The organism is Streptomyces sp. NPDC045287 (assembly GCF_056432325.1).
This window is the reverse complement of sequence record NZ_JBWKJG010000001.1, coordinates 182,672-196,039: the sequence shown is the minus strand read 5'-3', so window position 1 is coordinate 196,039 and position 13,368 is coordinate 182,672. Positions and strand designations below refer to the sequence as shown.

At 74.4% G+C, this 13,368-nt stretch carries 11 protein-coding genes and 1 tRNA gene; 3 read left to right on the top strand and 9 right to left on the bottom strand.

The features are described from left to right. Positions 1-158: 158 nt before the first annotated feature. Complete coding sequence (locus AC07D6_RS00900) at positions 159-302, bottom strand: hypothetical protein (protein ID WP_479041584.1); 144 nt, start codon at positions 300-302, stop codon at positions 159-161. On the opposite strand from AC07D6_RS00900, the gene AC07D6_RS00895 reads away from it, so the two are divergent. Then, positions 241-1,836, top strand: a complete 1,596-nt coding sequence (locus tag AC07D6_RS00895) for an FHA domain-containing protein (protein WP_479041541.1) — start codon at positions 241-243, stop codon at positions 1,834-1,836. The genes AC07D6_RS00900 and AC07D6_RS00895 overlap by 62 nt on opposite strands. On the opposite strand, the gene AC07D6_RS00890 is transcribed toward AC07D6_RS00895, so the two are convergent. Then, entirely contained in the window at positions 1,833-2,843 is a 1,011-nt protein-coding gene (locus AC07D6_RS00890; RefSeq protein ID WP_315880883.1) for a methyltransferase domain-containing protein, read from the bottom strand. The two genes, AC07D6_RS00895 and AC07D6_RS00890, sit on opposite strands and share 4 nt — an antisense overlap. Positions 2,844-2,936: 93 nt before the next feature. Here AC07D6_RS00890 and AC07D6_RS00885 point away from each other — a divergent pair, with 93 nt between their 5' ends. After that, positions 2,937-3,341, top strand: coding sequence for a globin (locus AC07D6_RS00885; RefSeq protein WP_479040965.1), 405 nt, complete (start codon positions 2,937-2,939; stop codon positions 3,339-3,341). 253 nt (positions 3,342-3,594) lie between these two features. Here AC07D6_RS00885 and AC07D6_RS00880 read toward each other — a convergent pair whose 3' ends face one another. The 7 genes from AC07D6_RS00880 to AC07D6_RS00850 form a co-directional block, all read right to left on the bottom strand. Beyond that, entirely contained in the window at positions 3,595-4,278 is a 684-nt protein-coding gene (locus tag AC07D6_RS00880; protein WP_479040963.1) for a DUF8010 domain-containing protein, read from the bottom strand. Continuing rightward, a complete protein-coding gene (locus tag AC07D6_RS00875) occupies positions 4,275-4,709 on the bottom strand; it encodes an acyl-CoA thioesterase (protein ID WP_315880880.1) in 435 nt (144 codons plus the stop codon). Before AC07D6_RS00875 ends, AC07D6_RS00880 begins: the two co-directional genes overlap by 4 nt. 13 nt (positions 4,710-4,722) lie before the next feature. After that, on the bottom strand, positions 4,723-6,387 hold the full coding sequence (gene ettA / locus AC07D6_RS00870) for an energy-dependent translational throttle protein EttA (protein ID WP_479040961.1): 1,665 nt from the start codon (positions 6,385-6,387) through the stop codon (positions 4,723-4,725). Between the two features lie 817 nt (positions 6,388-7,204). Further along, on the bottom strand, positions 7,205-8,659 hold the full coding sequence (locus AC07D6_RS00865) for a Cys-Gln thioester bond-forming surface protein (RefSeq protein WP_479040959.1): 1,455 nt from the start codon (positions 8,657-8,659) through the stop codon (positions 7,205-7,207). A gap of 285 nt (positions 8,660-8,944) precedes the next feature. After that, on the bottom strand, positions 8,945-9,388 hold the full coding sequence (locus AC07D6_RS00860) for a single-stranded DNA-binding protein (protein WP_479040957.1): 444 nt from the start codon (positions 9,386-9,388) through the stop codon (positions 8,945-8,947). 120 nt (positions 9,389-9,508) lie between these two features. Next, the gene (locus AC07D6_RS00855) at positions 9,509-11,368 is read right to left on the bottom strand and encodes a GTPase (RefSeq protein ID WP_479041539.1); all 1,860 of its coding nucleotides are present in this window, start codon (positions 11,366-11,368) and stop codon (positions 9,509-9,511) included. 15 nt (positions 11,369-11,383) lie between these two features. Continuing rightward, positions 11,384-12,967, bottom strand: a complete 1,584-nt coding sequence (locus AC07D6_RS00850; RefSeq protein WP_479041537.1) for a dynamin family protein — start codon at positions 12,965-12,967, stop codon at positions 11,384-11,386. Between the two features lie 317 nt (positions 12,968-13,284). Here AC07D6_RS00850 and AC07D6_RS00845 point away from each other — a divergent pair. Next, a tRNA-Arg gene (locus AC07D6_RS00845) sits at positions 13,285-13,357 on the top strand. Positions 13,358-13,368 lie beyond the last annotated feature (11 nt).

The following is a 13,368-nucleotide window of genomic DNA, read 5'->3' as shown; positions in this document are numbered from 1 at the left end:
GGAAGGGCCGAGATGCCGACCTGCCCGAACGGACACCAGTCGGGTGCCGACGACTGGTGCGAGGTCTGCGGCCACCGCATGGCCGGGGCGGGCGCGCCTGCGGGTGCCGTGCCGCCGCCTCCTCCCCCGCCCCCGCCGCCGGCGGCCCCCGGGTACGGCTACCCGGGCCCCTCGGGCGGCGACCCCCACGCCACGCAGCAGGCGGAGCTGTGCCCGCAGTGCCGTACGCCCCGGGAGGCGATGGCGCCGTTCTGCGAGGAGTGCCGGTGGAACTTCCTCACCAACACGGCCACGTCGTACACGCCGATCTCCCCTCCGCCGCCCCCGTCCCGGCCGGGCGGCGGGCTGAACCTGCCGCCCGGCTTCACGTCGGCGCCGCGCCCGCCGGACCCGTACGAGTACCAGGGCTCCCGCCCGTCGCAGGTGAACCGCCCGGCGGAGCCCCTGCCCGCTGAGCCCGGCCCGCGGGAGCCCTCCTTCGCGCCGCCCCCCGGCCAGGAGTCCTCCCCCTTCGACGGTCCCCGCCCGGACCGGTCGGCGGGCCCCGATCGGGGCGGCCCGGCGTTCGGCCGCGACGGCGCGCCCGCACGGGGGCCGCACGGCGGACCGGGCACGCCCCACCAGCCCTTCGGCCCCGGCAACGGCCCCGGCCCCGCGGCCGGCGGCCCGTCCTTCGGCGGACACCCGGGCGGCCCGACTCCCGGCGGTCCGACCCCCGGCGGTCCGGCGTACGGCCCGGGTGGCCCCGGCCACGCCCCCGGGTCCCCCGGACAGGATCCCGGGTCCCCCGGGCAGGGTCCCGGAGCCCCCGGTCAGGGTTCTCCCGGTGGCCCCGGCACCCCCGGCCCGGGTCCCGGCGGCCCCGCGTACGGCCCCGGTTCCCCGTCCGGCACCGGATCGCACCCCGGCGGTCCGGCGTACGGCCCGGGCGGCTCCGGCCACACCCCCGGAGCCCCCGGACAGAATCCCGGGTCCCCCGGTCAGGGTCCCGGAGCTCCCGGTCAGGGTTCCCCCGGTGGCCCCGGCAGCCCCTCCCACGGCGCTCCGGCCTTCGGCCCGGGGGCCGCGCCCGCTTCCGGCGGCGCACCCGGCCAGGAGACCGGCCCGGGGAGCGGTGGGCCCGCGTCGGCGCAGGCCGCGCCCGGCTCTGCGACGCCCCAGGCGTTCCGACAGCCCGACGCCCTCGGCGACGACGACTGGGTACTGCCTCCGCCGTCCCAGCCGCAGCACGGGCAGCACCCGCAGCCACCCGCACAGGGGCAGCCCCCGCGCGGGCAGGCACACCCGCAGCACCCGCAGGGACAGGCCCCGCCGCCCCAGCCGCAGTACGGGCAACCCCCGCACGGGCAGGCGCAGCAGCACGGGCAACCCCCACAGCACGAGCAGCCACAGCACCCGCAGCACCCGCAGCACCCGCAGGCGGACGCGCCCGCCGGGTGGGCCGTCGTCGTGCGGCCCGACCGCGAGTACTTCATGGCCATGATGCGCCGCAGCGGCCCCGAGGCGGCGAGCCTCAACCTGCCCGCCTACTCGCCCGAGCGGCGCGTGCCGCTGACCGGGCAGCAGGTGACGGTCGGCCGCCGCCGGCAGTCGACGGGCGAGTCGCCGGACATCGACCTGTCGGTGCCGCCGGAGGACCCGGGCGTGTCGCACCAGCACGCCGTGTTCGTGCGGCAGCCCGACGGCTCCTGGGTGGTGATGGACCAGAACTCCACCAACGGCACGACCGTGAACGGCTCCGACGAGCCGATCCAGCCCTACGTGCCCGTACCGCTCCAGGACGGCGACCGCGTCCACGTGGGCGCCTGGACGACGCTCACCGTCGTACGGGGCTAGCCGCCGGCCCGGTCCCGCCGGGCCGGCTCCCCCAGGGGCCAGGCGTACGGGCCCTCGGGGTCGTCCAGCCACGCCCACTGCCGGCCGCCGCGAACGGTCACGCCGTACCGCTCGCGGGCCGGGCGGCCCTCGCGCCGCCACAGGTCGTACGCCTCGTGCGGGTCGAGGCGGCCCGACACGAGGGTCAGCAGGAAGCGGAACAGGTCGCTGTCGAGCGCGCGCCGGGGCAGCCCGCCGGTGCGTGGCTCCGGCGCGGCCGGGAGGGCGCCGCGCAGCGGGACGAAGTACGCGGACGTGGGGAGGAACCGGCCCTCCGCGTGCTCGGCGTCCTCGACGCGCAGCCGGACGATCCCCGTGGACAGCGGCGCGACGACGTACGCGCCCGGCCGGCACTGGGCCGGCCACCCGGGCGGTACGGACGGCAGGGCGCAGGTGGCGACGATCCGGTCGAAGGGCGCCCGGTCCGGGCAGCCGCGGGCGCCGTCGCCGGTGACGACGGCGGGGTGGTGGCCGGCCGCGTGGAGGTGGGCGCGGGCGGCATCGGTGATGTCGGCGTCGATGTCGACGGTCGTGACGTGCGCGTCGCCCAGCCGGTGGGACAGGAGCGCCGCGTTGTACCCGGAGCCGGCGCCGATCTCCAGCACGGTGTCGCCGTCCCGCACGTCGAGGGCGTGCAGCATGTCGGCCATGAGGGACGGTTGGCTGGCGGACGACACGAGGTCGCCGCCGCGCAGCCGGGTGCCCAGCGGCTCGTCCTCGTACGCGCCCTCCAGCCAGCGCCGCCGGCCCTCCGGGTCGGGGTCGTCGTACCGCAGCCGCTCGTACCCGCCGAGGGTGCCGACGTAGTAGTACGGCACGAACAGGTGGCGCGGGACCTCCTCGAACGCCGCCCGCCAGGCCGGGTCGGGCAGTGCGCCCCCGGCGGCGAGCGCGGTCACCAGCCGGTGCCTCGCCTCGGCGGCGGCCTCGGCGAACGGGTCCCGCTCTCGCTCCACACCCACAGCCATATGTCCACTATCGCCGTTTTTCCATGGGGAGGGCGCGGGTCCGGCGGTCCTAGGGCCGGGGTCTTCCGCCGGCGCGTCTGAGACGATGGACGGGTGAATGAGATTCCGCGCGGCACTCTCCAGGAGCAGACGTTCTACGAGCAGGTGGGCGGCGAGCAGACGTTCCGGCGGCTCGTCCACCGCTTCTACCAGGGCGTCGCCGAGGACCCGCTGCTGCGGCCGATGTACCCGGAGGAGGACCTGGGCCCGGCCGAGGAGCGGCTCGCGCTGTTCCTGATGCAGTACTGGGGCGGCCCCCGCACGTACAGCGACCGCCGCGGGCACCCGCGGCTGCGGATGCGGCACGCCCCGTTCGTGGTGGACAGGGCGGCGCACGACGCGTGGCTGAAGCACATGCGGGTCGCCGTGGACGAGCTCGGGCTGTCCGAGGAGCACGAGCGGCAGCTGTGGGACTACCTCACGTACGCGGCCGCGTCGATGGTCAACACCGCCGGCTGAACCGGCGGCGCGCGGCGGGGTCGCGCCCGAGCGGCCCGGCGGCCCCGGAGCAGCGGCCCCGGAGCGGCGGATCTCAGGGTGGCCGAACCCCGGGCGACTGCTCCCCAGTCCGGCGGATCTCAGGGTGGCCGACCCCAGGGCGACTGGTCCCCGGTCCGGGGGATCTCAGGGGCAGAGGCCCCGGGTCTCAGGGGCAGAGGCCCCGGGTCTCAGGGGCAGAGGCCCCGGGTCTCAGGGGCGGAGGCCCCGGGTCTCAGGAGCGGCGGACGGGGGTGACGCCCAGCTTCCCGAGGCCCGTCGCCGTGCGCACGGCCACGGAGCCGTACGGGGTGCGCAGCCGCAGCCACGGCCCGGCGGACAGCAGCACCACGGGCACCTCGTGCGGGACGGCCCCGGCCGGCGGCAGGAAGCCCAGCGCCTGGGCGGCGTGCGCGGCGCGCAGCGGAAGCCCCGTGCCGGCGAGGGCACGGGACCATATCTCACGGCCGATCCGGTCGCGTTCCGCACGGGTGCGGTGCTGCGGCGGCAACTGCTCGTCCCGCGCGCGGAACTCGGCGACCGCCGCGGCGACGGCGCCGCGCAACCCGGCGGCGTCCGGCAGGCCGGGCACCTCGCGCCAGCCGCCGCGCGGCGGGAGGAGCCCGCTCCACGGCGGGCCGGTGACGGGCGCGGGCACGATCGCCTTGCCCGCCGCCTCCTCGATGCCGTCGAGCAGCTCACCGGCGGAGACGGTCGTGTCGAGGGCCGTGTCGTCGAGGAGGGCCGCCGTGCGGACGGCGAGGACCTCGAACGACGGCGGGCGGCCGAAGACGGCCAGGGCCCCGCCGCCCGCCTGGAGGCGGACGGCGGCGGCCCGGTCGTAGTGGATCAACCGGGCCAGGAAGGCGGCGATGCCCGCCGCCTCCCGGCCCTCGGCGAAGTGCAGCGGCGCCGTCATGCGACGGCGCCCTCCGAACGCATCCCGTCGTCCACGTACTCCTGGAGGAACGCCCGCTCCTCGGCGGTGATGCGGCGCGGGCGCTGCGCCTGGAGGTCGTAGGGGACGACCACCGTGGATGCCCGTACGTACACCTGGTCGGGGTCCTTGATCTCGTACGCGATCGTCAGGGACGCCGCGCCGATCTTGGTGACCCAGGACTCGATGGTCACCGGCTCGTGCCGGTGGACCAGCGGCCGTACGTAGTCGATCTCGTGGCGGGCCACGACGGACCCGCCGGAGAACGACGGGGAGCCGTCCCCCGGCGCCAGCCGGAACATGAAGTCGATCCGGGCCTCCTCCAGGTAGCGGAGGAAGACCACGTTGTTGACGTGCCCGAAGGCGTCCATGTCCGACCAGCGCAGGGGGCAGCTGTAGATGTGCCGAGCCACTCGAAGCGCCGCCTCAGCCCCGGGTGAGCTTCTTGTACGTGGCACGGTGCGGACGGGCCGCGTCCGGGCCGAGGCGCTCGACCTTGTTCTTCTCGTACGACTCGTAGTTGCCCTCGAACCAGAACCACTTGGAGTCGCCCTCGTACGCCAGGATGTGCGTGGCGACGCGGTCGAGGAACCAGCGGTCGTGGGAGACGACCACGGCGCAGCCGGGGAACTCCAGCAGCGCGTTCTCCAAGGAGGACAGGGTCTCGACGTCGAGGTCGTTGGTCGGCTCGTCGAGGAGCAGCAGGTTGCCGCCCTGCTTGAGGGTGAGCGCCAGGTTGAGGCGGTTGCGCTCACCGCCGGAGAGGACGCCGGCCGGCTTCTGCTGGTCCGGGCCCTTGAAGCCGAACGCGGACACGTAGGCGCGGGACGGCATCTCGACCTGGCCGACGTTGATGTAGTCGAGCTCGTCGGAGACCACGGCCCACAGGGTCTTCTTGGGGTCGATGTTCTCGCGGCTCTGGTCGACGTAGCTGATCTTGACGGTGTCGCCGATGCGGATGGTGCCGGAGTCGGGCTGCTCCAGCCCCTGGATCATCTTGAACAGCGTGGTCTTGCCGGCGCCGTTCGGGCCGATGACGCCGACGATGCCGTTGCGCGGGAGGGTGAAGCTGAGGTCGTCGATGAGGACCTTGTCGCCGAACGCCTTGCTGAGGTTCTCGACCTCGACGACGACGTTGCCCAGGCGCGGGCCCGGCGGGATCTGGATCTCCTCGAAGTCCAGCTTCCGCATCTTGTCGGCCTCGGCGGCCATCTCCTCGTACCGGGCGAGGCGGGCCTTGGACTTGGCCTGCCGGCCCTTGGCGTTGGAGCGGACCCACTCCAGCTCTTCCTTGAGCCGCTTGGCGCGCTTGGCGTCCTTCTGGCCCTCGACCTTGAGGCGGGCCTGCTTCGTCTCCAGGTAGGTGGAGTAGTTGCCCTCGTAGCCGATGGCGCGACCGCGGTCGAGCTCCAGGATCCAACCGGCGACGTTGTCGAGGAAGTACCGGTCGTGGGTGATGGCGACGACGGTGCCGTCGTACTTGGCGAGGTGCTGCTCCAGCCACTGGACGGACTCGGCGTCCAGGTGGTTGGTGGGCTCGTCGAGGAGGAGCAGGTCGGGCGCCTCCAGCAGCAGCTTGCAGAGCGCGACGCGGCGCTTCTCGCCACCGGAGAGGTTGGTGACCGGCCAGTCGCCGGGCGGGCAGCCCAGGGCGTCCATGGCCTGCTCGAGCTGGGCGTCGAGGTCCCAGGCGTTGGCGTGGTCGAGCTCCTCCTGGAGCCTGCCCATCTCCTCCATCAGCTCGTCGGTGTAGTTGGTCGCCATCTCCTCGGCGATCGCGTTGAACCGGTCGAGCTTGCCCTTGACCTCGGCGACGCCCTCCTGGACGTTCTCCAGGACGGTCTTCTCCTCGTTGAGCGGGGGCTCCTGGAGGAGGATGCCGACCGTGTAGCCGGGCGACAGGAACGCGTCGCCGTTGGAGGGCTGCTCCAGACCCGCCATGATCTTGAGCACGGTGGACTTACCGGCGCCGTTCGGGCCGACCACACCGATCTTCGCGCCGGGCAGGAAGCTCAGCGTCACGTCATCGAGGATGACCTTGTCGCCGTGCGCCTTGCGCGTCTTGCGCATCGTGTAGATGTACTCAGCCAAGAGAAACCGTCCGGCAATCAGTAGGAGTCGATTCGCGGCTCCGCCGCATGAGGGCAGATACACCCCATCTTGCCTGACCGCCACCCCCAGACGAAAACGAGTAGGTGGGAGGCGCCTGACCCAGGCGGGAGGCGAGCCCTCTCAAGGTTGATCAAGTGGCGATTGGTGAGCATGCGTGGCCATTGGCGGCCCCCTCACGGCCCAGCGACGGCCCAGCGACCACCCAGGCGCACCCGGGGGTACGAAGCTCGGACGGCCGGAACCCCGCACCCGCGCCGCTCGCTCCTCCCGGCGCGAGTGGCGGTGGGGAGGGATGAGGCGAACAGGCGGGCCGGTCCCAGCGGCGTCCGCTTCGGCGGGCCCGTGGGCCGGAGCGGCGGCCGGTGGGCCGGAGCGGGCAGCCTGTGGGCCGGGGCGGCGATCGGTGGGCCGGGGCGGGCAGCTCGTGGGCCGGGACGGACGGCGTTCGGACGGCATTCGCTTCGACAGCCGTGGGCCGGGGCAAGCGACTGGCGGGCCGGGGCGGGACCGGGTGGGGCGAGTCGTCGCCCGTCGCGGGCCCGCGTCGTCCGCTTCGGCGGGCCGTGGGCCGGGGCGGCGGCCGGTGGGCCGGGGCGGACAGCTCGTGGGCCGGGGCGGGCAGCCTGTGGGCCGGGGCGGCGATCGGTGGGCCGGGGCGGGTGACTGACGGGGCGGGCAGCTCGTGGGCCGGGGCAGGCCGGGGCGGGTGACTGACGGGGTGGGAGGGGCGGAGAAAAAAGGGGGCGGTCCCGGGCGTGGTGTGCGTCCGGGATCGCCCCTACGAGGTGCCGCTAGGTCACTGACCGGCCGCGGCGCCCTTCTTCTTGCGCAGGAGGAAGACCGCGCCACCGCCCAGCAGGACGAACGCGACGGCGATGCCGGCGATCATCGGCGTGGCGTTGGAGGCGCCGGTCTCGGCGAGGTCGCCGGCGGTGCCACCGGTGGTCTCACCGCCGGTCGTGCCGCCCGAGGTCGTACCGGAGGTGGTGCCGCCGGACTGCGGGCTCGGCGCGGAGCTCGGCTCGTCGCCGCCCGCGGCCGGCGGGGTGGTGGTGTCGCTGCTGGTCTTGCAGTCGAGGACGCCCTTGAACGTCTTCGTCTCGCCGCCGGGCAGCGCGATGGTGAAGTCGTACGCCTGGTCCTCGGCGACCGGGACGGTGACGGTCTTCGACTCGCCGGCGCCGATCTCGACCTTCTGGTTCGCCAGCTCGAAGGTGAAGGCCTCGTCGCCCTCGTTCTTCGCGGTGACGTCGACGCCACCCTTGGCGCAGTTCTTCTCGGCGGTCAGGGCCGGGATGGCGCCCTTCTTCGCCCAGGTGGCGGTGCCGGTCGCGGAGACGGTCGACTCGCTGGAGCCGGCGAGGATCTGCGTCTGGCTCTTGGAGAGGCTGGCGAAGGCGCGGCCCACGGAGACGGACGTGCTGGCCTGGACGTTGAACGCCGCGGTGCCGTCGGGGGTGCCGGCGGGCACGTCGACGTACAGCTCCGTGCCGTCCTTGGCCTCGGTGACCGGCGTGCCGTCCTTGTCGGTGACCTTGACGCCCGCGACGTCCGGGGCCGTCACGGTGGCGCGCTCGGCGTTGGTGCGGACGGTGATCGGACCCAGCTTGCCGCCGGCCTTGCCGGAGACCGCGTTCGCATCCAGGACCAGGGACGCCTTGGGCTCCTGGAGGTTCTGGGCCTTCTCCTCCAGCCAGTCCGCGAGCTTCTCGGCGGCCGGGTCGACGGCCTCGACGTCCACGCCGTCCGAGTACCGCCAGATCGCGACCTGCGTGCCGGCGGCGGCGGTCTCCTTGGTGAGGGTCCCGGCGCCGGCCTTCTCGGCCAGGCCCGCCAGGTCGTCGACCTGCGGGTAGGAGTTCTTCAGGATCCAGAGGATCTTGCCGGCCTCCTCGTTGTGGCCGAGCGAGGTCTGGTCCCAGGAGGTCTCGAGGTACTTGGCCTTCTGCTGGGTCGGGTTGTGGACGTCGATGCAGTACGTCTTGAGCGTGCCACCCCCGTCGACGGCCATCTCGAAGAGACCGGCGGGCAGTTCCTTCTTCTCGCCGTTGAGCGTGAGGACGGCGTCGTCGTAGGTGGTGAGGCCGTTGAGGGTGGCGGAGGCGCCGCCCTGGTGCTGGGGGCTCTCGTCGGCGGCGGCCACGGCCGCCCCGGCTATGGAGCCTCCCGCGATCAGACCGGAGGTCAGGACCGCGGCGGCGAGCCGGCGGCCGAGCCGCTCCCGCCTCTGGACAGAAAACGCAGCAAACACAGATTTCCCCTCTGGGCGAGTCCCCGTCGACGCGCACGCGGCGTGGGACACGTCGCGCGACACGTGGGGGGTGGGATTCGCCTGATGACTCAAGTGCCCCGTGAGTACCGGAATCCTAGAGAGGCGGGAAGGGTCCGTCCCTCCTGAGGCCCCCGCTCAACCATTCCGAATCGAAATCGTTACCGTGAACCAGGCATGGTCAGTGCGTTTTCCGGTCAGGGGCCGCCGAAGTGACGTCACCACACGTCCCGTTCGGGGCGGTATGGGCGGCGTGCCGAGGCCATCTCAGGTCACCGCCGGCTCCAGGTCGCGTGTCGGCGTCTCGTCCTGCCGTTCCGTCATGGTGCGTTCAGGTTCCCGTCTCCCACCGCCCCGGCGGAAAGCCGCCGTGCCGCGGGTCAGGTCGTGGCCGGCGGCCACCGCGTCGATGTCGACGAACGTCCTGCGCTGACCGTCCCGCCCGCCCGCGGGCTCCTCGCGGACCCGCAACCTGCCGTGTACCAGCAACGGCTCACCCACCGTCACCGAAGCGGCCAGGTTCGCGCCGAGCTGTCGCCACGCGTTCACCGTGTAGAAGCTGGTGTGCCCGTCGGCCCACGCCGACCGCTCCCGGTCCCAGCGGCGGGTCGTGGCGGCCAAGCGGAACCTCGCCACCCCGCCCGTCGGGGTCTCCCGGTACTCCACGTGGGTCGCCACGTTCCCCACGATTGTCACCAGAGTGTCGTTCATGACGCCTGCTCCTCCCCGTCCGGCGGCGCTCCCCCGCGTCGCCCGTCCCTCCCATGGTGGCCGCGCTCGTCGGATCCCGCCCGGCCCTGTGGACGGTGACGGCGTTTGTGGACAACTCCGTCACCCGGTCGGGGTCCGGCCGCCCGACACGGTCGCGTACTGCTCGCGCACCTCCCGGTACCGCATCAGCTCCGTCGCGATCGGGTCGAGCACCATGGCCCGGCCGCACCCCGCGGCCGCCTCGTACAGCCGCCGCTCGACCTCCTGCCCGTACCGGCGCGCCGGCCCCCGCGCCGCCACCACGCACGCCCACTCGACGAGCGGACCGCCCACGATCCCGGCGAGCATGACCAGCGCCGGCGGCATCAGGCCCGGCTCCAGCACGCCGACGATCTGGCCCACCAGCCACAGCGCGCCGAACACCTGGACCAGCGTCATGGACGCCTGGGCGAGGACGGCCACCGGCCACCAGGCGGGACGGGGCGGCCGTTTTCCCTCCTTCGGCGCGCGGGCGTCCGCGGCCAGTTTGTCCAGCGCCTCGGGCAGACCCCGCGCGCCGCGCGCCGCCGCCTCCCGGACGGCCTGCGCCCACGGCGCGGGCAGTCCCCGTGCGGCCTCCTCGGCGACGACGCGGACGGCGTGCTCGACGCACTGCCGGGCCGTCGGCTCCTCCTCGGGCGGCGCGGTCCGGACGGGCTCGCCGCCCCCGCCGCCGGGGTTGCGCAGCCCCTCGTACCAGCGCCACAGCCGCAGCCACGGGGTGCCGCAGGCCCGTCCGGCGTTGCGCCGCCACGCGCGTTCGGCGGCCTCGCCCGCCGCGGCGGCGCCGACGGCGACGGCGAGCCGGGCGGTGAAGTCCTCGCGGGACCGCTCGCCGAGCCCGGGCCGCCCCTCCCCCACGTAGACGGGGCGCAGCCGGGCCGCGGCCGCGTCGACGTCGGCGGACAGGCGGCGCGTGGCGGCGTGGTGGTCCCGTACGAACGCGCCGAGCACGTCGCGCAGTTCGGCAACCCCCTCGCCGGTCAGGGCGGACAGGGCGAGGACGGTGGCGCCGGGTTCGCCGTGCTCGCCGAGGGCCACGCCGTCCTCGTCGAGGAGCCGGCGCAGGTCGTCGAGGACCAGGTGGGCGGCGTCGCCGGGGAGCCGGTCGATCTGGTTGAGGACGACGAAGGTGACCTCGGCGTGGGTGGCGAGCGGCCGCAGGTACCGCTCGTGGAGGGCCGCGTCGGCGTACTTCTCCGGGTCGACGACCCAGATGACCGCGTCGACGAGGCCGAGGACGCGGTCGACCTGGTCGCGGTGGGCGGTGAGCGCCGAGTCGTGGTCGGGCAGGTCGACGAGGACGAGCCCGCGCAGGGCGTCGTCGCCGTCGCCGCCCGCGAGGGGCCTGCGCCGCAACCGGCCGGGGATGCCGAGCCGGTCCAGGAGGCCGGCGGCGCCCTCGGACCAGGCACAGGCGATGGGCGCGGCGGTGGTGGGGCGCCTGAGGCCGGTCTCCGAAATCGGGACCCCTGCGAGCGCGTTGATCAAAGTTGACTTCCCGCTTCCCGTGGCGCCGGCGATGGCGACGACGGTGTGGCGGAGGGAGAGCCGCTGGCGGGCGGCGGCCTCGTCGAGGACCCGGCCCGCCTCGGCGACGGTCCGCGAGTCGAGGCGGGTGGCGGAGAGGCCCAGGAGGTCGCGCAGGGCGTCGAGGCGCTCCTTGAGGGCTGCCGCGTAGACGCCCCCGGGGGGCGCGGAGCCGTCGCCGCCACCCCTGCCGCCGTCGCCGCTCCCGCCTCCGTCGCCTCGCCCGTCACGCCCGCCGCGTCCGCCGTATCCGCCGTATCCGCCGTCACGCCCGTCGCGTCCGCCGTACCTGCCGGGGCCGCCGTACCTGCCGGAACCGCCGGTCCTGCCGGAGCCGCCGTTCGCCGCCTCGGTGGTCCGACCGGCGACGACACGGCGGGCGATCAGCCCGTCGTCCCACTTCTGCTCCACGGCGCTCACCCGCCGTCACCTCTCCTTCTGCAGTACGGACAGTGCGGCGATGAGCTCGGCCTGCGGTTCCGGGGTGACGCCGAACGCGTCGATCGGTGCCATGCGCCGGTCGCGCTCCTCCTGGAGGACGCGGTCGACGTACGCGTCGATCAGTTCCGCGCCCCTGTCGCGGAGGCGGAGGGTGCCCTGGGCCCCGATCAGCTCCGCGAGCCGCTCCCCCGCCCCGCGCGCGCGGCGCCCGCCGAGGAGGGTCACGGCCAGCAGCGCGGCCACCGTGTCGGAGTCGGGCGCGGGGGAGCGCTCGGCGCGCCGCGCCTCGTCCTCGGCCAGTTCCTCCAGGACGCGGCGCCAGCGGCGCACGGCCATGCCCACGCGCTCCCCCGCCTCCCGGTCGCGCCCGAGGGGGACGGCGCCGAAGGCGGAGGCGGCCGGTTCGCACCGCCACGCCTCCCGCAGGTGCTCGTCGGCGGCGGCGACGGCGCAGTGGAGGAGGGCGCCGAAGGACTCGGTGAGGGCGTCGAGCAGTTCGGCGGGGGTGCAGTCGTGGGGGTGGGCACGCCAGCGGGCGCGGGCGTCGCCCGACAGGACGGCACCGCGCCGCAGTTCGCGCCGCACCCGGTCGCCTTCCCGCCCGTACGCCGCCTCGACGGCGCCCGTGAGCCGCAGGGCGGCGGCGCACTGGGCGGCGACGGCGCCGGCGAGTTCCGGCATGCGCACGCGGAGGGAGCCGAGGACGCCGTTGGCGGTGCGGCAGACGGTCTGCCGACGGGCGTCGGGGTCCTGGGCGCGGTGGGTGAGCCAGGCGCGGAGGGAGGCGACGGCGGTGTCGGGCAGCAGACCGCTGCCGCCGCCCGCCGACTCGGGCAGCTCCGGGATGGTGAACCGGGGTACGGCGCCGAGCCCGGCCCGGACGAGGAGCGCCTCGTACTGGCGGGACACCTCGCCGATCACCTGGTGCGGGACCCGGTCGAGGACGATGGCGAGGGTGGCGTCGTACTCCTTGGCCGTGCGGAGCAGCTGCCAGGGGACGGCGTCGGCGTACCGGGAGGCGGTCGTGACCATCACCCAGATGTCGGCGGCGCAGATCAGTTCGGCGGCCACCTCCCGGCTGCCGACGACGAGGGAGTCGATGTCGGGCGCGTCGAGGAGGGCGAGCCCGCGGGGCAGGGCGTCGGCGGTCTCGACGCGCAGGGCGCGGCCTTCGGGATCCTCGTCGCCGTCCTCGCCGGGTGCGCTCCAGACACGGGTGAAGCGGGGCAGGACACGGGTGCCGGAGAACCAGTGGAGGTCGTCGGGATGACAGACGAGCACCGGGACGCGGGTGGTGGGCCGCAGGACGCCCGCTTCGCTGACGGGGCGCCCGACAAGGGAGTTGACGAGGGTGGACTTGCCGGCGCCGGTCGATCCGCCGACGACGGCGAGGAGCGGCGCTTCGGGATCCACGAGCCGGGGGACCAAGTAGTCGTCGAGCTGGGACAGCAGCTCGGCCCGCGTCTGCCGGGCCCGGGGAGCACCCGGGACGGGCAGGGGAAGGCGCACGGCGGCGACACGGTCGCGCAGGGCGGAGAGTGCGTCGAGGAGCTGAGGCCGTACGTCCAAGGTCACCACATGTGAAGAATGCCCAATTTCAGGATCTTTTTGAAGCGTATGACCCTCTCTGCGCGCCGGTCTCACATGGGGACAGAGGGGATGAGTGGGGCGCAGGCATAACGAGTGCACAACACCCGAGCCACGAGGCGTGAAAAGCGCTGCAGGAATCGCACCTGCCTGCGATTATCGGGTTCGCTTCACCGAACCTCCACATCGTGCCACGCAGGTGAAGCGACCGGGCCAAGGCGATCGGAGCCCTATCCTTGTCCCCGGCAAGGTCACGGACCACCCTCCCGGGCTCCAGAGGCCACAAGGCCGCACCACCGGCCCCCGTAGCTCAGTGGATAGAGCAGGTGCCTTCTAAGCACTTGGCCGCAGGTTCGAGTCCTGCCGGGGGCGCAAGAGCGGGA

Excerpts from the sequence above, each read along its gene's own strand:
- AC07D6_RS00895 (WP_479041541.1), top strand. The coding sequence starts at position 241 with ATGGCGCCGTTCTGCGAGGAGTGCCGGTGGAACTTCCTCACCAACACG.
- AC07D6_RS00890 (WP_315880883.1), bottom strand. The coding sequence starts at position 2,843 with ATGGCTGTGGGTGTGGAGCGAGAGCGGGACCCGTTCGCCGAGGCCGCC.
- AC07D6_RS00880 (WP_479040963.1), bottom strand. The coding sequence starts at position 4,278 with ATGACGGCGCCGCTGCACTTCGCCGAGGGCCGGGAGGCGGCGGGCATC.
- AC07D6_RS00860 (WP_479040957.1), bottom strand. The coding sequence starts at position 9,388 with ATGAACGACACTCTGGTGACAATCGTGGGGAACGTGGCGACCCACGTG.